At 51.5% G+C, this 20,785-nt stretch carries 13 protein-coding genes and 1 tRNA gene; 11 read left to right on the forward strand and 3 right to left on the reverse strand.

Going from position 1 to position 20,785, the window contains the following annotated elements; all coding sequences use genetic code 11:
- Positions 1–6 precede the first annotated feature (6 nt).
- The 7 genes from spoT to C3432_RS21750 all read left to right on the forward strand — a co-directional run bounded on the left by spoT (position 7) and on the right by C3432_RS21750 (position 11,924).
- Positions 7–2,118: a bifunctional GTP diphosphokinase/guanosine-3',5'-bis pyrophosphate 3'-pyrophosphohydrolase gene (gene spoT, locus C3432_RS21720; RefSeq protein ID WP_103778783.1), complete on the forward strand. Its 2,112-nt coding sequence runs from the start codon at positions 7–9 to the stop codon at positions 2,116–2,118.
- 206 nt (positions 2,119–2,324) lie between these two features.
- Positions 2,325–3,014, forward strand: a complete 690-nt coding sequence (trmH, locus tag C3432_RS21725; RefSeq protein WP_103778785.1) for a tRNA (guanosine(18)-2'-O)-methyltransferase TrmH — start codon at positions 2,325–2,327, stop codon at positions 3,012–3,014.
- A gap of 5 nt (positions 3,015–3,019) precedes the next feature.
- Positions 3,020–5,101, forward strand: coding sequence for an ATP-dependent DNA helicase RecG (recG, locus tag C3432_RS21730; RefSeq protein ID WP_103778787.1), 2,082 nt, complete (start codon positions 3,020–3,022; stop codon positions 5,099–5,101).
- 435 nt (positions 5,102–5,536) lie between these two features.
- Entirely contained in the window at positions 5,537–6,928 is a 1,392-nt protein-coding gene (xanP, locus tag C3432_RS21735; RefSeq protein WP_103778789.1) for a xanthine/proton symporter XanP, read from the forward strand.
- Between the two features lie 121 nt (positions 6,929–7,049).
- Positions 7,050–8,777 (forward strand): AsmA family protein, encoded by a 1,728-nt coding sequence (locus tag C3432_RS21740; protein WP_103778791.1) that lies wholly within the window; start codon positions 7,050–7,052, stop codon positions 8,775–8,777.
- Positions 8,778–8,969: 192 nt separating this feature from the next.
- The gene (locus tag C3432_RS21745) at positions 8,970–10,532 is read left to right on the forward strand and encodes a PTS transporter subunit EIIC (RefSeq protein WP_103778793.1); all 1,563 of its coding nucleotides are present in this window, start codon (positions 8,970–8,972) and stop codon (positions 10,530–10,532) included.
- Between the two features lie 12 nt (positions 10,533–10,544).
- The gene (locus C3432_RS21750) at positions 10,545–11,924 is read left to right on the forward strand and encodes a family 4 glycosyl hydrolase (protein ID WP_103778795.1); all 1,380 of its coding nucleotides are present in this window, start codon (positions 10,545–10,547) and stop codon (positions 11,922–11,924) included.
- On the opposite strand, the gene C3432_RS21755 is transcribed toward C3432_RS21750, so the two are convergent.
- Positions 11,908–12,666: a MurR/RpiR family transcriptional regulator gene (locus C3432_RS21755; protein ID WP_103778797.1), complete on the reverse strand. Its 759-nt coding sequence runs from the start codon at positions 12,664–12,666 to the stop codon at positions 11,908–11,910. The genes C3432_RS21750 and C3432_RS21755 overlap by 17 nt on opposite strands.
- A gap of 99 nt (positions 12,667–12,765) precedes the next feature.
- Here C3432_RS21755 and C3432_RS21760 point away from each other — a divergent pair, with 99 nt between their 5' ends.
- A complete protein-coding gene (locus C3432_RS21760) occupies positions 12,766–13,935 on the forward strand; it encodes an MFS transporter (protein ID WP_103778799.1) in 1,170 nt (389 codons plus the stop codon).
- 133 nt (positions 13,936–14,068) lie between these two features.
- Here the strand turns inward: C3432_RS21760 and yicI are convergent, their stop codons facing one another.
- Together yicI and C3432_RS21770 are read right to left on the reverse strand one after the other, a co-directional pair.
- Positions 14,069–16,396 (reverse strand): alpha-xylosidase, encoded by a 2,328-nt coding sequence (gene yicI / locus C3432_RS21765; RefSeq protein WP_103778801.1) that lies wholly within the window; start codon positions 16,394–16,396, stop codon positions 14,069–14,071.
- An 11-nt stretch (positions 16,397–16,407) separates the two neighbouring features.
- The gene (locus C3432_RS21770; RefSeq protein ID WP_103778803.1) at positions 16,408–17,802 is read right to left on the reverse strand and encodes a glycoside-pentoside-hexuronide family transporter; all 1,395 of its coding nucleotides are present in this window, start codon (positions 17,800–17,802) and stop codon (positions 16,408–16,410) included.
- Between the two features lie 287 nt (positions 17,803–18,089).
- Here C3432_RS21770 and C3432_RS21775 point away from each other — a divergent pair.
- The 3 genes from C3432_RS21775 (at position 18,090) to C3432_RS21785 (ending at position 20,487) form a co-directional block, all read left to right on the forward strand.
- A tRNA-Sec gene (locus tag C3432_RS21775) sits at positions 18,090–18,184 on the forward strand.
- Between the two features lie 162 nt (positions 18,185–18,346).
- Positions 18,347–19,531 carry a tyrosine-type recombinase/integrase gene (locus tag C3432_RS21780; RefSeq protein ID WP_103778805.1) on the forward strand — a complete coding sequence of 395 codons (1,185 nt, stop codon included), beginning with the start codon at positions 18,347–18,349 and terminating at the stop codon, positions 19,529–19,531.
- Complete coding sequence (locus tag C3432_RS21785; protein WP_103778807.1) at positions 19,528–20,487, forward strand: HEPN domain-containing protein; 960 nt, start codon at positions 19,528–19,530, stop codon at positions 20,485–20,487. Before C3432_RS21780 ends, C3432_RS21785 begins: the two co-directional genes overlap by 4 nt.
- Positions 20,488–20,785 lie beyond the last annotated feature (298 nt).

The raw sequence follows: 20,785 nt of genomic DNA on the forward strand, positions 1-20,785 counted from the left end.
TCGCCCTTGTATCTGTTTGAAAGCCTGAATCAGCTGATTCTAAACTACCTGCCGGAAGACCAGATCAAACGTCTTCGGCAGGCGTATCTCGTTGCACGTGACGCTCACGAGGGCCAGACACGTTCAAGCGGCGAACCTTACATCACGCATCCGGTCGCGGTAGCCTGTATTCTGGCCGAGATGAAGCTCGACCATGAAACGCTGATGGCCGCGCTGCTGCATGACGTAATTGAAGATACTCCCGCCACCTACCAGGACATGGAGCAGCTTTTTGGTAAAAGCGTTGCTGAACTGGTCGAGGGGGTATCAAAGCTTGATAAGCTAAAGTTCCGCGACAAGAAAGAGGCGCAGGCCGAAAACTTTCGCAAGATGATTATGGCGATGGTGCAGGATATCCGCGTCATTCTCATCAAACTTGCTGACCGCACCCACAATATGCGTACGCTGGGCTCTCTGCGCCCGGATAAACGTCGCCGCATCGCGCGTGAAACCCTAGAAATCTATAGCCCGCTGGCACACCGTTTAGGTATTCATCACATTAAAACCGAGCTGGAAGAGCTGGGTTTTGAAGCGCTGTACCCAAACCGTTATCGGGTGATTAAAGAGGTGGTGAAAGCAGCACGCGGCAATCGTAAAGAGATGATCCAAAAAATCCTCTCTGAGATTGAAGGGCGTTTGCAGGAGGCAGGGATTCCGTGCCGCGTCAGCGGTCGCGAGAAACATCTTTACTCGATCTACTGCAAGATGGTGCTTAAAGAGCAGCGTTTTCACTCGATTATGGATATCTACGCTTTTCGCGTAATCGTTCATGATGCAGATACCTGCTATCGCGTGCTCGGCCAGATGCACAGCCTCTATAAGCCACGTCCAGGGCGCGTTAAAGACTATATCGCCATTCCGAAAGCGAACGGCTATCAGTCTTTGCACACCTCAATGATTGGTCCACACGGGGTGCCGGTTGAGGTACAAATTCGTACTGAAGACATGGATCAGATGGCGGAGATGGGTGTTGCCGCACACTGGGCCTATAAAGAGCATGGTGAAACCAGCACCACCGCACAGATTCGCGCCCAGCGCTGGATGCAAAGCCTGCTGGAACTGCAGCAGAGCGCCGGTAGCTCATTTGAATTTATTGAGAGCGTTAAATCCGATCTCTTCCCGGATGAGATTTACGTTTTCACTCCGGAAGGGCGCATTGTCGAACTCCCTGCGGGTGCCACACCCGTCGACTTCGCCTATGCCGTACACACCGATATCGGTCATGCCTGCGTTGGCGCGCGCGTCGACAGACAGCCTTATCCGCTGTCACAGCCGCTCACCAGCGGTCAGACCGTCGAAATCATTACCGCACCTGGCGCCCGCCCGAATGCGGCATGGCTCAACTTTGTCGTCAGCTCGAAAGCGCGTGCCAAGATTCGTCAGTTGCTGAAAAACCTTAAGCGTGATGATTCCGTCAGCCTCGGACGTCGTCTGCTCAATCATGCCTTAGGCGGCAGCCGTAAACTGGCTGAAATTCCGCAAGAAAACATCCAACGCGAGCTTGAGCGTATGAAGCTCGCTACGCTGGACGATCTGCTGGCAGAGATTGGTCTCGGCAATGCGATGAGCGTGGTCGTGGCGAAAAACCTCCAGCCTGGAGATGCCTCAGCGGTGCCGTCTGCATCGCAGAGCCACGGACACCTGCCGATTAAAGGCGCAGATGGCGTGCTGATTACTTTTGCGAAGTGCTGCCGACCGATTCCTGGCGACCCGATTATTGCGCACGTCAGCCCAGGCAAAGGTCTGGTGATTCACCATGAATCCTGCCGTAACATCCGCGGCTACCAGAAAGAGCCTGAGAAGTTTATGGCTGTGGAATGGGACAAAGAGACGGAACAAGAGTTCATCACCGAAATCAAGGTGGATATGTTTAACCACCAGGGTGCACTGGCAAACCTGACGGCAGCAATCAATACCACAACCTCCAATATTCAGAGCCTGAATACTGAAGAGAAAGATGGTCGCGTCTACAGCGCCTTTATTCGCCTCACCGCCCGCGATCGCGTGCATCTGGCGAATATCATGCGCAAAATCCGCGTGATGCCGGACGTCATCAAAGTCACCCGTAACCGAAATTAGCTTTACACACAAAATCATTCAAATTGCAGCAGGGCGGCAAGTGAATGAATTCCAGGAGCGTACAGAGGTACGTGACTGGGATAAGTGACAAATCTGTCAGGAACAGATTTAAACGTTGCGGAGCGACGGTCCGTAAGGGCGAGTCATCATGGATGAGACGACTAACTCAGCGGTCAACGCCGAAGCAATTTGAAGGATGAAGTGTTATGAACTCAAAACGTTATGCGCGTATCCGCGAGATGCTCGCCAGGCGTCAGCCTGACCTGACGGTCTGCATGGAGCAGGTCCACAAACCTCATAACGTTTCTGCGATCATTCGCACCGCAGATGCTGTTGGCGTCCACGAAGTCCACGCCGTCTGGCCGGGTAGTCGCATGCGTACGATGGCCTCGGCGGCAGCGGGCAGTAACAGCTGGGTACAGGTGAAAACTCACCGGACTATCGCAGATGCAGTAACGCATTTAAAAGACCAGGGTATGCAGGTTCTGGCTACCCATCTCTCTGATAAAGCTGTCGATTTTCGTGAAATTGATTACACGCGCCCAACCTGCATCCTGATGGGACAAGAGAAAACGGGCATTAGTCAGGAAGCGCTGGACCTGGCAGACCAGGACATCATCATCCCGATGATCGGCATGGTGCAGTCGCTGAATGTCTCCGTCGCCTCTGCATTGATTCTTTACGAAGCACAACGCCAACGGCAGAACGCAGGCATGTATTTGCGTGAAAACAGTATGCTGCCGGAAGACGAACAGCAGCGTCTGCTGTTTGAGGGCGGTTATCCGGTACTGGCGAAAGTCGCCAGACGCAAAGGTCTTCCCTACCCACATGTGAACCAGCAAGGTGAGATCGAAGCCGATGCCTCCTGGTGGTCCACGATGCAGGCAGCAGGGTAATTACGATGAAAGGCCGCCTGTTAGATGCTGTCCCGCTCAGTTCCCTGACGGGCGTTGGCGCGGCGCAAAGCAGTAAACTGGCCAAAATTGGCCTGCACACCGTGCAGGATCTCCTGTTACACCTTCCTCTGCGCTATGAAGATCGCACGCATCTGTACCCCATTGGCGAGCTGCTGCCCGGCGTCTACGCCACCGTGGAAGGCGAAGTGCTGAACTGCAATATCACCTTTGGCGGCCGTCGGATGATGACCTGCCAGATAAGTGACGGCTCCGGCATTCTCACCATGCGCTTTTTTAACTTTAGTGCGGCAATGAAAAACAGCCTCGCGACGGGGCGACGCGTGCTGGCGTACGGTGAAGCAAAGCGCGGCAAGTATGGCGCAGAAATGATCCACCCGGAATACCGCGTGCAGGGCGATCTCAGCACGCCGGAGTTACAGGAGACGCTCACCCCCGTTTATCCGACGACCGAAGGCGTCAAGCAGGCCACGCTGCGCAAACTAACCGACCAGGCGTTGGATCTGCTCGAGACCTGCGCCATTGCTGAGCTGTTACCACCGGAACTGTCTCAGGGAATGATGAGCCTGCCGGAAGCGCTGCGCACTCTGCACCGCCCGCCGCCATCCCTCCAGCTAAGCGACCTGGAGACCGGGCAGCATCCGGCACAGCGACGTCTGATTCTGGAAGAACTGCTGGCGCACAATCTGAGTATGCTTGCGCTACGAGCAGGGGCGCAGCGTTTCCATGCCCAGCCGCTTAGCGCTAATGATTCCCTGAAGAACCAACTGCTGGCGGTATTACCGTTTAAACCAACAGGCGCACAGGCGCGCGTGGTTGCTGAAATTGAGCGCGACATGGCGCTGGATGTCCCGATGATGCGTCTGGTACAGGGCGACGTCGGCTCTGGTAAAACGCTGGTTGCTGCCCTGGCGGCGCTGCGTGCAATTGCGCATGGTAAACAGGTGGCGCTGATGGCGCCAACCGAACTGCTGGCCGAACAGCATGCCAATAACTTCCGTAGCTGGTTTGCTCCGCTTGGCGTTGAAGTGGGCTGGCTGGCAGGTAAGCAGAAAGGGAAGGCCCGCCAGGCGCAACAGGACGCTATTGCCAGCGGACAGGTGCAGATGGTGGTCGGTACCCATGCCATATTCCAGGAACAGGTACAGTTCAACGGGCTGGCGCTGGTAATCATTGACGAACAACACCGGTTTGGCGTTCACCAGCGTCTCGCGCTGTGGGAGAAAGGTCAACAGCAGGGTTTTCATCCGCATCAGTTGATCATGACCGCCACGCCGATTCCCCGCACTCTGGCAATGACCGCTTACGCCGACCTCGATACCTCAGTGATTGATGAACTGCCGCCGGGCCGTACGCCGGTCACCACAGTCGCTATTCCGGACACCCGCCGCAGCGATATTATTGATCGTGTGCGCAACGCCTGTACTCACGAGGGGCGGCAGGCTTACTGGGTTTGTACACTGATTGAGGAATCCGATCTCCTGGAAGCTCAGGCGGCAGAAGCGACCTGGGCAGAACTGAAGCTTGCCCTGCCGGAGCTGAACGTGGGTCTGGTGCACGGGCGAATGAAACCTGCCGGGAAGCAGGCGGTAATGGCCGCCTTTAAGCAGGGCGAACTGCATCTGCTGGTCGCCACAACGGTGATTGAGGTCGGGGTGGATGTACCAAACGCCAGCCTGATGATCATCGAAAACCCGGAGCGATTAGGTCTGGCGCAATTACATCAGCTGCGAGGCCGCGTCGGCCGTGGCGCGGTGGCTTCACACTGTGTCCTGCTCTATAAATCCCCTTTATCGAAAACCGCGCAAAAACGCCTGCAGGTTTTACGTGACAGCAACGATGGCTTTGTCATTGCGCAAAAAGATTTGGAGATTCGTGGACCGGGCGAATTGCTGGGCACGCGTCAGACCGGGAATGCAGAATTCAAGGTTGCGGATTTATTACGCGATCAGGCCATTATTCCCGAAGTTCAGCGTATTGCCCGCCATATTCATGAAAAATATCCGCAGCAGGCAATTGCACTGATTGAGCGCTGGATGCCTGAAACCGAGCGTTACTCAAATGCCTGATAATGTTTTGCGATAGACGTTGTTAAACCGCACATTCATTCCGCCGCAGTTTCCGTTATCTCTGACAATGAGGCTCCCCTTCACCAGCTGCATTACGCCAGCACACTCCCGGTTTTCTTTTTATCCCCCCATGCCAGCGGGTTTCCCCACGAGCTCCCCTGAAACGCCTGGTCGCCAACATGCACATTCTGGTCGCTATCATCGGTCATCCCACCGTACTACCAGGCATTACCCGCTACGCCAGGGATCTTTTTAACAAGAAATGAGCGACCATAACAAAGCATCAGAAAGTATCTTATTTCAGCATTGCGCAAGTTTCCGCTCAATTTCAACCATCCTGATAGCAACCGTTATTTGTTTTAACGCACTGCAAACGTTTGCTTTTGCCCCCTGGTCAGCTAAAATGCCCGCTTTTCCACCACGGGATTGCCTTTGATGTCTGTAAACACCGTCGAGTCAGAAAATGCGCAACCGGTTGCGCAGCCTCAAAATAGCGAACTGATTTATCGTCTTGAAGATCGCCCCCCGCTTCCTCAGACCCTGTTTGCCGCCTGTCAGCACCTGCTGGCGATGTTTGTCGCGGTGATTACGCCTGCGCTGCTGATCTGCCAGGCGTTGGGATTACCGGCCCAGGACACGCAACACATCATCAGCATGTCGCTTTTCGCCTCCGGTGTGGCCTCCATTATTCAAATTAAGGCATGGGGCCCCGTCGGTTCAGGGTTGCTATCCATTCAGGGCACCAGTTTTAACTTCGTTGCCCCGTTGATTATGGGCGGTACGGCATTGAAAACGGGTGGTGCCGATGTCCCGACGATGATGGCAGCACTGTTCGGCACGCTGATGCTGGCAAGCTGTACTGAGATGGTGCTCTCCCGCATCCTGCATCTGGCGCGCCGCATCATCACGCCGCTGGTGTCTGGCGTGGTGGTGATGATTATCGGCCTGTCGCTGATTCAGGTCGGTCTGACCTCTATTGGGGGCGGCTATGCGGCCATGAGCGACAACACCTTTGGTGCGCCCAAGAACCTGATGCTGGCAGGCGTGGTATTGGTGCTGATCATTTTGCTCAACCGCCAGCGTAACCCATATCTGCGCGTGGCGTCGCTGGTGATCGCGATGGCAGCGGGATACGCACTGGCATGGTTTATGGGGATGCTGCCAGAAACCAGCGCTCCCGCATCGCAGGACCTCATCATGGTGCCGACGCCGCTGTACTACGGTCTGGGTATCGACTGGAACCTGCTGCTGCCGTTGATGCTGGTGTTTATGATCACCTCACTGGAAACCATTGGCGATATCACCGCCACCTCGGACGTCTCTGAGCAACCGGTCTCCGGCGCGCTGTATATGAAGCGTCTGAAAGGCGGCGTGCTGGCTAACGGCCTGAACTCTTTTGTTTCTGCGGTATTTAATACCTTCCCGAACTCTTGCTTTGGACAGAACAACGGCGTGATCCAGTTGACCGGTGTTGCCAGTCGTTACGTCGGCTTTGTGGTGGCGCTGATGCTGATCCTGCTCGGCCTGTTCCCGGCAGTAAGCGGATTTGTCCAGCACATTCCGGAACCGGTACTCGGCGGCGCGACGCTGGTGATGTTTGGTACCATCGCGGCATCCGGCGTACGTATCGTTTCGCGCGAGCCGCTGAACCGCCGCGCCATTCTGATTATCGCCCTGTCGCTGGCTGTAGGTCTGGGCGTTTCCCAGCAGCCGCTGATCCTGCAGTTTGCGCCGGACTGGGTGAAAAATCTTCTCTCTTCCGGTATTGCCGCAGGCGGCATCACCGCTATTGTTCTGAACCTGATTTTCCCGCCAGAAAAGTCCTAAGCGCCATGCGGCGGTGATGCTAAATCACCGCCGTTGTAACGCCCTTTCACCATTCCTGCCTTGAGGATTGCGCGTAAATCGTGCATAACTCAGTGATGTGCACTTCGCGGAATGGAAGACCATGAAATTTATTGGAAAGCTGATTCTTTACCTGCTGATCGCCCTTTTGGTGGTGACCCTCGGCCTCTATTTTCTGCTACAAACCCGCTGGGGCGCGGAACATGTCAGCACCTGGGTATCCCAGAATAGCGACTATCACCTGGCCTTTGACGCGATGGATCACCGATTTTCCTCGCCAGCCCACATCCTGCTGAACAACGTGACCTTTGGGCGGGATGGGCAGCCGGCCACCCTGGTGGCAAAGACCGTGGATATTGGCCTGAGCAGCCGTCAGCTCACCCATCCGCTACACGTCGATACCATTGTGCTACAAAGTGGCACTCTGAATCTTTCCCCACAAACCGCCCCGCTCCCTTTCCAGGCCGATCGTCTGCGGCTACAGGATATGGCATTTAACAGCCCTGACAGTGAGTGGAAGCTGAGCGCCCAGCGCGTCAACGGCGCCGTACTCCCCTGGCACCCCGAAGCGGGTAAGATATTGGGAAGTCAGGCGCAGATTCAGCTCAGCGCAGGCTCGTTAACGCTTAACGATGTCCCTGCCACCAACGTGCTGATTGAAGCCAGCCTTGATAAAGATCAGGTGGCATTAACGAATATCGGCGCCGATGTCGCGCGCGGTGCATTAACTGGCGTGGCACGGCGCAGTGCTGACGGTAGTTGGGTTGTAGAAACGCTACGCCTGAACGATATCCGCCTGCAAAGTGACAAATCTCTGACGGACTTCTTTCGTCCACTGACTACGGTGCCCTCATTGCAGATTGGCCGCCTTGAAGTCACCGATGCGCGTTTACAGGGGCCGGACTGGGCAGTGACCGATCTCAATCTCAGCTTGCGCAACCTGACTTTCAGCAAAGATGACTGGCAGACTCAGGAAGGCAAACTGTCGATGAACGCCAGCGAATTTATCTACGGCTCATTGCACTTCTTCGATCCGATCGTGAATGCGGAGTTTTCACCGCAGGGCATTGCACTTCGCCAGTTTACCACCCGTTGGGAAGGCGGCATGGTCAGAACAACCGGAAACTGGTTGCGTAATGGCAAAGCGCTGATTCTTGATGATGCGGCTATCGCCGGGCTCGAATACACGCTGCCAGAAAGCTGGAAGCAGCAGTGGATGCGCCCCTTGCCTGAGTGGCTCAACAGCCTGACGTTGAAGAAATTCAGCGCCAGCCGCAATCTGTTGATTGATATCGATCCAGCCTTCCCGTGGCAACTCACCGCGCTGGACGGCTATGGCGCTAACCTGGGGCTGGTGCAGGATCGCAAATGGGGCGTATGGAGCGGTAGCGCCACATTCAATGCCGCTGCCGCCACGTTTAATGGCGTGGATGTGCGCCGTCCCTCTCTGGTACTGGCGGCCAACAGCAGCACGGTGAATATCAGCGAGCTAAGCGCTTTTACGGAGAAAGGTATTCTGGAAGCCACTGCCAGCGTCTCGCAGCAGCCACAGCGCCAGACCCAGTTCAGCCTGAACGGGCGCGGCGTGCCGGTGAATATCCTCCAGCAGTGGGGATGGCCTGCGCTGCCGATTACCGGGGACGGTAATATCCAGTTGAACGCCAGCGGTAACGTCCAGGCAGACGCGCCGCTGAAGCCAACGGTAAACGGACAGCTACACGTCGTGAATGCGCAAAAACAGCAGCTCGTTCAGACCATGCACGCAGGCGAGGTTTCAGGTGGTGAAGTCACTTCGACTGCGCCAGCGACGCTCCCCCCGACTACGCCTTAATGTCACCATCCCACTCCCGGATGTTATCTGTCCGGGAGCCTTCTTACTCCGCCAAACGAAACGGGTATTCATTTATCGGTAATGTGTGCCTATTTCCCGCAACATGTTTTCATCCCTCTGTAGACTTGTTATAACCATGATGTTGGAAGCACTTATTTAATAATTACAAATACCTTACATAAAGGAATAGCCATGTCTGTAATACGTCAACGTATTCTGGCGGATATGCAAAGATTCTCCAGAGCAATGATCGGGGCGGTCTTGTTCTTACCTGTAATTGGACTAATCCTGGCATTAAGTTCAGTATTAACCAACCCGACGCTTATTTCTGAAACTCATTTTTTACATCAAATTGGCCAACTCCTCGGCGATACCTTTTGGCCATTATTTGGTAACCTGGGCCTGCTTTTTTGCGTGGGCATCAGCTATGGTCTGGCGAAGGATAAAAAAACCGAAGTCGCGCTGGTTGCCGTGATGTGCTTTATCATGTTTTTAGGCGCCAATCACTCCTGGCTGGAATATACTCAAAGTATTGCAGAGAAAGTAAATGGCGAATACTACGGCACCGGCCAGACACAAATATTAGGTTTTGTGGTTGTCGATATGGGGATATTTTTAGGGATTATTCTCGGCTGCACAATTGCCTGGGTACATAATAAAGTCTCTGAAATAGAACTGCCTGGCGCACTTTCTATGTATGGTGGAGCAAAGCTCACCTTAATCGCGATGACGCCAGTGATTATCTTATATGCCATCGCCTTCACCTGGTTCTGGCCGATCATGACCCACGGTATCGCCGCCTTGACCGGTTTTATGAAAAATGCCGGGGTAGCAGGCGTCTTCGTCTACGGCTTCTTTGAAAAATTCCTGATCCCGACGGGCCTGCACCATTTCGTCTGGTCACCGTTCCAGCTAACCCAAATCGGCGGGAGTCTGAGCGTTGACGGACAGACCGTTTCCGGCACCCAGGCCATCTTCCTGGCGTATATGCGCCACCCGGATCTTACTCCGGTCATGAACGAGGCTCTGCGTTTTTCACAGCAGGGTATGACCACCATCTTTGGTCTCTCCGGCGCGGCGCTGGCGTTCTACCACACCGCCAGCCCGGAGAAAAAAATGATGGCGAAGGCTATTCTGCTGCCGGCCATTATTACCTCCATCCTGACCGGGATTACAGAACCCATTGAGTTTACATTCTTGTTTATTTCGCCATTGCTATGGCTGATTCACTCCACGTTGACCGCAGCCTCCCAGGCGATTTGCGACCTGCTTACCGTACGCCCGTGGGGAGCTTCCGGACTCATAGAGTTTCTGATTTATAATCTTCCGCTACCCGTTGCGCTCACCCGCTGGCCGGTATACGTCCTGATCGGCATCGGGCAATTCGCTGCCTACTATGTCATTTTCCGCACCCTGGTCGTCAAACTGAATCTGAAAACGCCAGGTCGTGAAGATGACGATGAAGTGAAACTCTACAGCAAAGAAGACTATCGCAACAAAAAGGCCCGTGCCGGTCAGGCTGTGACTGATGAGATTATTAAAGGGTTAGGCGGCAAAGAAAATATTATATCTGTTGATAACTGTTTTACCCGATTACGCGTCGCGCTCCATCACCCTGACAAGATTGATGAGGCTTTATTAAAAAGCACCGGAGCCAATGGTGTTGTGCGTAATCAAAATGAAGTTCAGGTTATTTACGGCGTGAGAGTGGGACAAATTCGATCCCGGGTAGATAGCTGGCTGGCAAATAATTAATCAGGAGTTGTTATGAAATTAACCGTATTAGGCGGGGGCGGCGTTCGTTCCGCATTCCTGGCGAAATCACTGGCATATAATGCGCATCGTATTGGTTTGCAAGAAGTTGTATTTCTCGACAACTCGGAAGATAACCTGAAAATTTTTGGCGAAATCGCCCGATATGTTTTTGCCACTATTCGCCCTGATATTCATTTTAGCCTGACGACAGACCCGGTATCGGCATTAAAAGACACTAATTATGTCATCACCACCCTGCGCGTCGGCGGCGATGAGAGTCGCGTGCGTGATGAACGCATTGCGCTGGACCATAATACGTTAGGGCAGGAGACAACGGGGGCGGGCGGCTTTGCAATGGCGATGCGTTCAATCCCCGCCATTCTCAACTACTGCCGCCTGATTGAAGAGCACGCCGCCCCGGATGCAATTCTGTTTAACTTTACGAACCCTTCCGGGCTGGTAACCGAAGCCATTATTAAATCCGGATTTAAACGTCGGGTTTACGGCATCTGCGATGCGCCTTCAGAACTGATTCGCGAACTTCCGGGCATCCTCAACTGTGACGAGTCGGATCTGAAAGTGGAATGTTACGGCCTGAATCATTTTTCATGGTTCACCCACTTCACCGTAAAAGGTGAAGATGTGACTGACGCGCTGGTAAACAATCCGGAACTGTACAGCAAAACGGCGATGCAGTACTTCTCACCGCTGCTGGTTCAGCTTTGCGACAAGCAGTTGCTGAATGAATATCTCTATTATTACTACTACCGCGAAGTCGCCCTGAAAGCGATTCAGGACGCACCGGAAACGCGCGGTGAGACGATCGCGCGAATTAACCAGGAAATGCGTGAGGAGCTTCGGCGCGTTGATGCGAAAGAGGACCCGGAAGCCGCGTTTGATATCTGGATGAAGCACTATCTGCGCCGTGAAAATACCTATATGCAGAATGAGTCGCATCAGGAAAAATTCAACACCCGCGAGCCGCTCACGCTGCGGCAGTTTATTGAAGAGCCGGATACCGGAGGTTACGCCGGGGTGGCGCTGGATATCCTCGAAGCGGTTAACAGCCCAACAACTAAACGTATCGTCGTCTCACTGCAAAATAACGGCACGTTGGATTTCCTGCGCCCGGATGATGTCATTGAGATCAGCTGCGATCTCAGTAAAGAGGGACTGAAGCCTGTTACGCCCGTTCACGTACCGGATGCCCAGAAAAATATGATTTCCTGCGTGAAAGAGTACGAGCGTCTGGCCGTGGCCGCGATCATGCAGAAAGATAAGTTTCTGGCGATCCGCGCGTTAATGGCGCACCCGCTCATTGGCTCCTGGTCACTGGCGGAAAAACTGGTTGGCGAGTATCTCAGTGAAGCGCATTTCAGCGACTGGAAATAATCGTCTCCGGGGCGTCGACTGGCGCCCCGGAAGGATTTTGCATAAACCACAGCTTCAGCAAATGTTCGAAACCCAGAATGCAGTAGCCAAAGAAAGGATTACTCCAGTAGATATCATCATCAAATTTTTGCGGGTCGTGGATGATAACGGCGGTATCTGCCGCCTGCGCCAGCGGGCTCTGATAATCACCGGTAAAGCAGACAAGGTCGGTATTCTTTCCTTCCAGCGCTTTTACCCAGTTCAACGCTGAGCTGCTGCGCCCTGATTTAGACACCAGCCAGATGGAATCAAATTTGGCCGAGGTTTTTTGCTCAAGTATTTCGTAGTCCGGCCACAAAGCCAGACTGGCATTCACGCCAGTCACCAGGAATTTATTATAGATATATTGTGCAATGAGTTGAGAGAAACCGCTGCCATGAATAAGAATACGATCGTGACGCAGGCGATTTAAAAGCGGAGAGAGGTTTTCAGCTGGCTGGATATTCATAAAATTAACGTCATTCGTGACGTCAAGCTTCGGCATTGTGATATTAAACTTGATGAAATAGACCAGCTCCAGCCAGCCGCTGAACTTGAGTTTCTTCGCCAGCCTGACCAGCGAGGAAGGGTTGCTGTAGCAGCGCTCCGCCACGGTTCGAATACCCTCGCGAATGCATTGTTCCGGGTTATTCTGAATGAAGCGTAAAACGGTTATTTCTGTCTTACTCAACTTAACATCACGAAATACGTTTTCCAGTTCCATGCTCTGCTCCTGTGTGTGCAGAATAATCTTATCATTATTTTAAATAATAGGTCTGTGCAACAGGTCACTGCATAACAAATTTCATCATGAATAGCTAAAATGAATAAAAATCTGACATTACTGGGTGTGGTATTTTTCCTGTGGGGAAATATAACAGCAATTAACAGCGTGCTGATCGTTTTTTTCTATCAATATTTTCACCTTGCATGGCAGCAATCTATTTTAATGACCGTTATTTTTTACATCGCGCCTTTTCTTACCTGTTTGCCTTGCTCAGCGCTGATTGAACGGTGGGGGTATCGCGCGGTGCTACTGCTGTCGTTAGCGCTGTCGACCACCGGATGCCTTATGCTGGCGCTGGCGTTACAGCAGGATTCGTTTGCCCTTTCACTGATGGCAATGTTTGTCGTCGCCACCGGCGTGGCGGCAATGCAGGTCGTCGCGAATCCTTACCTGACGCTGCTCAGCGCACCGCATAAGCGCATTGGCAATCTCTGCCTGGCCTCCGCCGTCAATTCACTGGGAACAACGCTGGCTCCGGTACTGGTTGCGCTCCTTCTTGAATTTTCTCCTGTCGATATCCTGGCGCGCAAAGAACCTGTCAGCACGCTCTGGCTGTACCTTGCGGGATTCTCGCTGATACTTATTGCAGGTGTCTTTGTGCTTCATCTGCCGGACGTGGCGGGCCCGAAGAGAGCCGCTTCAGGCCCGCATAACTTCTGGAAAAACGGCGAATTGATATTCAGTGTGGCAGCGATTTTTGTTTACGTCGGCGTTGAAGTTACCCTGGCAATCAGCCTGGTGAAATATCTCATCACCATTAGCGGATGGAGTACCACGCTCGCCATGTCGCTGGTTTCTTTCTACTGGGGTGGTGCGCTGGCAGGGCGTTTTTTATATGGACTGCTCGCAGAAAAAGTGGGGAGTTATTATCCGTTTCTTGCTGCCACTCTTGCCTGTGCCGCCACCGTGGTGCTGGCAATGTGCCTGAATAATACCTCTGGCGGGTATTTGCTGCTCCTGACCGGTTTAGGGAATTCGATTCTGTATCCGATTATCTTTGGGCATACCATCAACAAAAATCCCGCTATTGCTAACATCTCAGCGGCAGCGATGGTCATGGCCGGTATTGGCGGCGCTGTGATTCCGTGGTTACAGGCTATCTGCATTGACGAAATCAGTCTCCGGATGAGCTTTGTATTACCTGTAGCGTTGTATCTGTTGCTGACACTGTGGGGACGGTTGAACCTGCGTCCCTCTTCCAGGTAATACCATCGCGGTTTGCGGCTGATAAAAAAGAACCCCATATCAAATGGGGTTCACAGATGAACGACAAAAAAGAGTGTCATCAGAAGGGATAAACCAGACCAGGGAAATCCCCTGGCCCGTAATGACAGCGCCTTCAGAGAGTCATCGTGAGCGGGCTCATACTGTTTCCCGTCGGGGTAATCACAACACCGTGCTCGCCATCGTGCTGGTGACCGTTTTCCACTTTCGATACCTGGCGAATATTACGCAGACACAGCGTCCAGTTATGCGCTTCACCGTCTCCCTTCACCGTAATCACATTGCCATTGCGCTTCACTCTCAGCGTAAAGATCGCTGAACCGTCGGCAGCAGGAACTTCGCAAAGCGCTTCATGACCGTCATCCAGATGGAACAACTGGAAGGCTGTACCTTCGTGCCACGCATAGTCTGGCTTCTGATTGTTACTACCCAGCGCCAGCAGGGTATTGTCACGCACATATACAGGCAGACTCAGGAAGCCATGTTGCTGTTTATGCCAGCGGCTACCCTGCACTTCATCGTTGTGCCAAAGGTGTGTCCAGCGCCCCTCCGGTAGATAAAACTGCACGTCGCCCGACTCTGAGAACACCGGGGCAACCATCACCGAATCTCCCAGCATATACTGGCGATCCAGGTAATCGCACGCCGGATCGTCCGGGAACTCCAGCATCATGGCGCGCATCATTGGTGTTCCCAGCGCGTTAGCGCGGGCCGCCTCGCGATACAAATACGGCATCATGCGACATTTCTGTTCGGTGAAATAGCGCACCACGTCGCAGGACTCGTCATCGTACGCCCACGGTACACGGTAAGATTTGCTGCCGTGCAAACGACTGTGGCTGGAGAGCAGCCCAAACGCGCACCAGCGTTTGTAGACGTGCGCCGGTGCGGTGTTCTCAAAGCCGCCGATATCATGGCTCCAGAAACCAAAACCAGACAGACCGATCGACAATCCACCGCGCAGGCTCTCTGCCATCGACTCGTAGTTGGCGTAACAGTCCCCGCCCCAGTGAACCGGGAACTGCTGCGCGCCAACGGAAGCCGAGCGGGCAAACAGCACCGCCTCTTCTTCCCCGACGGTCTCTTTCAGCACATTCCACACCAGTTCGTTGTAGATATACGCATAATGGTTGTGCATTTTCTGCGGATCGGAGCCGTCGAACCACCGGACATCGGTCGGGATACGCTCGCCGAAGTCGGTCTTGAAGCAGTCCACGCCGATATCCACCAGACCTTTCAGTTTACTGGCATACCATTCGCAGGCTTGCGGATTAGTGAAATCGTATATCGCCAGTCCAGGCTGCCATTTATCCCACTGCCACAAGGAACCATCCGGACGCTTAAGCAGATAGCCTTTCTCTTTTAGCTCTTTAAATACAGGGGATTTCTGACCAATGTAGGGGTTTATCCATACACAGACTTTCAGCCCCTTTTCCTTCAGGCGACGAATCATTCCTTCCGGATCCGGGAACGTCAGTGGATCCCATTCGAAATCGCACCACTGGAAGGCCTTCATCCAGAAGCAGTCAAAATGGAAGACGTGAAGCGGCAAATTGCGCTCCGCCATGCCGTCGATAAAACTGTTTACCGTTGCTTCGTCATAGTTGGTGGTGAACGACGTGGTCAGCCACAGGCCGAATGACCAGGCTGGCGGCAGCGCCGGACGCCCGGTAAATTGCGTATACCGGTTAAGGACGTCTTTTGGCGTCGGACCGTCAATGACGAAGTATTCCAGATACTCGCTTTCCACGCTGAACTGCACTTTTGATACTTTCTCAGAGCCAATTTCAAACGAGACGCACTGCGGATGGTTCACCAGGACGCCGTAGCCGCGGTTGGTGATATAGAACGGAATATTTTTATACGCCTGCTCGGTACTGGTACCGCCATCACGGTTCCATGTATCTACCGTCTGACCATTGCGCACCAACGCAGTGAAGCGTTCCCCCAGACCGTAAACCGTTTCGCCAACGCCCAGGTCCAGGCGCTCAAACATGTAGTTACGGTCGGTATTCGTATCCTGCACATAGCCGTTGTTCTTCAACTGGCTGCCGGTAATACGCACACCGTTGCGCAGAAAATCGAGCGACCAGAATTCACCTTTAGTGACGCGCACGCTCAAATTTCCACTCTTCAGTTCGGCAAATTCTGCCGTGTTCTGGATCTCAACCGGCACATCCTGCAACACGTTAAGCGGATAATGCGGGCCGTTATCCAGCGCGCCCTGGAAATGTTCCATCCGAACGCCCACCACACCTTCCTGGGGCGAGAAGAAGCGCAGCGTAAACAGCGGCGTATCCAGCTGCCAGGTACGTTCACGCACGTCACGCGGCGCGGCATAGACCACCAGATCATTCCCCTGCTGCTCAACGTCGAATACCTGGATAGGGTGGATCAAATTAAGCCCAGGCTGGGTCAGCCAGTTTCCGTCGCTTATTTTCATGGTCTGTTCCTTTATTTCTGAAATTCTTTATGAGAAATCGTTTGATTAAAATCCTGCTGATTGCGATATGCGCCCTGCGCCAGTTGATCCAGGATGTTTTTCAGGAATGGCGTTTTCAGGGTATAGAAGCGTTTGGCAATCACCGCGCTCAACAGGTAGCAAATAGCCGGGACGAGGGTAAACAGGGCGATAATAATGCTGATTGTGGCGCTGTTTTGCGTTTCCGCTGCGGCATTGTAGCCACCACCTGCCAGCATCCAGCCAATCAGCGCGCCGCCGAGCGCAAGACCGAGCTTAAGCACGAACAGCGTCCCCGCAAAGCTGATACCTGTCAGACGTTTACCGTTACACCATTCACCGTAATCAACGGTGTCGGACATCATGACCCACTGAATTGGCGTTACCAGCTGGTGCAGCACGCCAATCACAAAGATGAAGACAAACATGGTGATATCTGCTCGCATGGGGACAAAGAACATCGCCAGACTGATGACCGCCAGCAGAGCGTTAGTCCACCAGAAAACGCTGACTTTGCATTTCCAGTCGGTAAGCGGTTTGGCCAGCGCAGAGCCAATCAGGTTACCGACGCAATAGGTGGTGAGGAAGGCGACAAACAGCCCTGGCATGCCCATGATCCAGGTGACGTAATACATCATTGCCCCGCCGCGTACGCACACCGCCAGAATGTTAAGAATGGTGAGCAGACCGACGATGCGCCACTGGTCGTTCTGCCAGATATCACGCAGATCTTCGCGCATTGAGGTGCTGGCAGGTGGCGCTTCAACACGTTCTTTCGTGGTGAAGAAGCAGAAGGCCAGCATCAGGAATGCCACCACAGAGAGCACCGCAATCCCCCCCTGGAAGCCCAGCGCTTTATTGTCTCCGCCGATAAAATTTACCAGCGGCATCATCAACACGGTAGAGAGCATGCCTCCTGCCGTCGCCAGCACAAACCGCCAGGATTGCAGCGAGATACGCTGAGTCGGGTCGTTAGTGATAACGCCGCCCAACGCGCAGTAGGGAATATTGACCACGGTATAAAGCAGAGTCAGCAGGGTGTAGGTGATGGCGGCATAGATCATTTTGCCATTCAGGCTGAGATCAGGCGTGCTGTAGGCCAGTACGCAGACCAGACCGAACGGCAGAGCGCCAAACAGCACCCACGGGCGGAATTTGCCCCAGCGCGAACGGGTACGGTCAGCCAGCAGTCCCATGCAGGGGTCTGAAATGGCGTCCAGCGCACGCGCCAGCAAAAACATCGTCCCGACAAACCCTGCGGGAATACCAAAAATATCTGTATAAAAAAACATCATATACAACATGACGTTATCGAAAATAATATGGCTGGCGGCATCGCCCATACCGTAGCCAATCTTTTCTTTAACGGACAAAACGTGATTTTTCATTTTGCTTCCTTTGGCACTCTCACGCGCATCGATACCGGTTACAGTTTTTGTAAACCATCCTTTCAGGCGCGGGTATTCCGATATCTTGTTATCAGATTACGATTCTTGTTTTCTGTGATCAGGATAGCGCCAAAAGTTGTGACGAAGTGTAACTCGTGGATTTTGTGAGAATTTCTATGAAATCGATCATGACAAGGTGAAAGGGAAGTTAAAAAAGTGAGTGAGGGGGTGTGGAAACGTCAGGAAGTAGCTATAATGCGCCCGCCTCCATGTAGCAATGCAGGCGCGGAAGATCGTCGTCTCCGGTGAGGCGGCTGGACTTCAAATCCAGTTGGGGCCGCCAGCGGTCCCGGGCAGGTTCGACTCCTGTGATCTTCCGCCAATCATCATCTCACCATGTCCGAGAAAGTCCTTTAAAACCAACATTTACAGCAAGTTATCTAATAACTCCGACCGTATCAGTCCGAGCGAATCTCCCTAAATCCACGAAAAATATGTATAGTGTTGTGTATAATTTTTTTATACACAGATTTCACTTATACACATGCCACTTACAGACATACAAATCCGACGCGCTAAGGCACAAGACAAGCCCTACACCCTCAATGATGGACAAGGCTTATCCTTGCTCATAAATCCCGATGGGAGTAAAGGATGGAGGTTCCGCTACCGGCTTGCAGGTAAAGCCCGATTAATGTCATTTGGCTCCTATAGTCTCGTCTCGCTTGCAGAGGCTCGCGACAAACGCGAAACAGCACGCAAGCAGGTAGCAAATGGCATTGATCCAGTCGAAGAACGCAAAGCTCAAAAGCTGGCACAGCAGCTCTCAACAGAAAACTCATTCGAAACCATATGCCGGGAGTGGCATTCAAATAAAGCCGATCGCTGGACAGTGGCCTACCGTGAAGAAATCATTAAGACATTTGAGCAAGATGTTTTCCCCTACATTGGTAAGCGCCCTATCAGTGAGATAAAACCTCTGGAACTGCTTGAGGTGCTGCGACGAATAGAGAAGCGTGGTGCACTAGAGAAAACACGTAAGGTGCGTCAGAGGTGCGGTGAGGTTTATCGCTATGCAATCATAACTGGCCGTGCTGAGTACAATCCTGCGCCTGATTTAGCTATCGCTCTGGCCGTTCCTAAGCAAAAGCACCATCCATTTTTATCCGCCGAAGAGCTACCTCATTTTGTTAGAGATCTTGAAGCGTATACAGGCAGTATCATTACGAAAAATGCTACAAAGATAGTTATGTTAACTGGTGTTCGAACTCAAGAGATGCGTTTTGCCACATGGGATGAGGTTGATCTTGAGAAAGGTATATGGGAAATCCCCGCAGAACGGATGAAAATGCGTAGGCCGCATATTGTTCCTTTGTCAGCTCAGGTTATTGGCCTCTTTGAGCAGCTAAAACCTATTACCGGTCATTATCCATATATTTTTATAGGCAGGAACAACCGTAGGAAGCCCATCTCAAAAGAAAGTGTTTCACAAGTGATTGAGTTACTAGGTTACAAAGGACGTGCTACTGGTCACGGATTCAGGCATACAATTTCGACGATCCTGCATGAAGAAGGATTTGAAAGTTCATGGATTGAGATGCAACTTGCTCATATAGATAAAAACGTTATTCGAGGTACATATAACCATGCATTATATCTCGAAAAAAGAAAGACAATGATGCAATGGTATAGCGATAATATTTACGAAAATTTCAGAGGAAAAAAATGAAATTCAAATTTTATACAACTCTTAGATTTTTAAAGGTAGTAGGCGACAATTTTGATGATTTTGATCTACTACCTGGTGTCACACTCATAAGAGACCGGGCTAAGATAAGGAAAGTTTTGACAAAAACCGTCAAGGATTTTTCTGGCATTATCGAATATGACCATTTATGCAATGCCAATCATATCATTTATGCTGATTTAAATGACGAATTCTTTCCACCATCCTTACCAAGCGGAGATGCACTGCTTGGGTGGATCCTATGGATTGATATGTTGGTTAGTACATCTTGGTTAATAAAAGACAATGGTATTTTATGTGAGATAGCATATTGTAACAAATCTGATCGCCGAAATTACTCAGAATGGTCAAATAACAGCCTAATGAGTATGTTTACTTTCTCAGATGGAGAGCGTCATACTGAAGTTGAATTCACGAGGGATGATCTGATTAATTGGGAAAAAAAGAATCACAAAATACAAACCTACTTATATAATAACTCATCAACAGTTTTCGATTCTTTTTTAGATAGTAAATACTCTAGGTATGGTCGAGCATTAAGTTTTATTAAATCGGCAAAAAGGGAATACAACCCGGCAATGAAGATCGCTCATTATTGTAGTGCATTAGAAAGTTTATTCTCAACCGACAGTGCAGAACTGTCACATAAACTCTCTGAACGAGTGGCGATTTTTTTAAAACCGTATGGATTCGATCCCATAAAAACTTTTGATGAGATGAAAGTATTTTACAACATCCGTTCTAAAGTTACTCATGGCGATAGCCTTAAATCTTCTAAGCTAGAGTTTATTCCAGAAGAAAGTAAAAAACTAGATAATTATCTAAGATTCATTATGAATGAAATATTAGAATCAGAAGAGTTAATGGCGATATTTAATGGTAAAAAAGAAGAGTTTGAAATGTATTTCAAATCAAAAATTCTTCTCGGGAATAATTAAGGAAAACGAGTCAATATACTGCCTGCAAAGAATGCAGGTGGTATACAAAATAAGTGAAAGTTGTTTCCCTTATATTACATAATTTGTTTTTTGCAAAGCAGCCTCGCTATCAAATAATTATCTTTGTAACATTGAGCTTCATAAAATTAATGTTTTCTCCAATATCATATAATCAATTGATGTCATAAACGACATCACCGATATTTTCCCATGATTATCAATAAATTAAATCTATTTAAATGATTTCCCCATGCATCACAAAGCCGATCTTCTAATTCTGATAATAAATTTCTATTAT

It is taken from the genome of Citrobacter amalonaticus, assembly GCF_002918555.1.
GTDB lineage: Bacteria > Pseudomonadota > Gammaproteobacteria > Enterobacterales > Enterobacteriaceae > Citrobacter_C > Citrobacter_C amalonaticus_A.

Bases quoted from the DNA above. Each gene is read 5' to 3' on its own strand.
- C3432_RS21760 (WP_103778799.1), top strand. From the start codon at position 12,766: ATGAATAAAAATCTGACATTACTGGGTGTGGTATTTTTCCTGTGGGGA.
- C3432_RS21740 (WP_103778791.1), top strand. From the start codon at position 7,050: ATGAAATTTATTGGAAAGCTGATTCTTTACCTGCTGATCGCCCTTTTG.
- C3432_RS21770 (WP_103778803.1), bottom strand. From the start codon at position 17,802: ATGAAAAATCACGTTTTGTCCGTTAAAGAAAAGATTGGCTACGGTATG.
- C3432_RS21750 (WP_103778795.1), top strand. From the start codon at position 10,545: ATGAAATTAACCGTATTAGGCGGGGGCGGCGTTCGTTCCGCATTCCTG.
- xanP (WP_103778789.1), top strand. From the start codon at position 5,537: ATGTCTGTAAACACCGTCGAGTCAGAAAATGCGCAACCGGTTGCGCAG.
- recG (WP_103778787.1), top strand. From the start codon at position 3,020: ATGAAAGGCCGCCTGTTAGATGCTGTCCCGCTCAGTTCCCTGACGGGC.
- C3432_RS21755 (WP_103778797.1), bottom strand. From the start codon at position 12,666: ATGGAACTGGAAAACGTATTTCGTGATGTTAAGTTGAGTAAGACAGAA.
- yicI (WP_103778801.1), bottom strand. From the start codon at position 16,396: ATGAAAATAAGCGACGGAAACTGGCTGACCCAGCCTGGGCTTAATTTG.
- trmH (WP_103778785.1), top strand. From the start codon at position 2,325: ATGAACTCAAAACGTTATGCGCGTATCCGCGAGATGCTCGCCAGGCGT.
- C3432_RS21780 (WP_103778805.1), top strand. From the start codon at position 18,347: ATGCCACTTACAGACATACAAATCCGACGCGCTAAGGCACAAGACAAG.
- C3432_RS21785 (WP_103778807.1), top strand. From the start codon at position 19,528: ATGAAATTCAAATTTTATACAACTCTTAGATTTTTAAAGGTAGTAGGC.
- C3432_RS21745 (WP_103778793.1), top strand. From the start codon at position 8,970: ATGTCTGTAATACGTCAACGTATTCTGGCGGATATGCAAAGATTCTCC.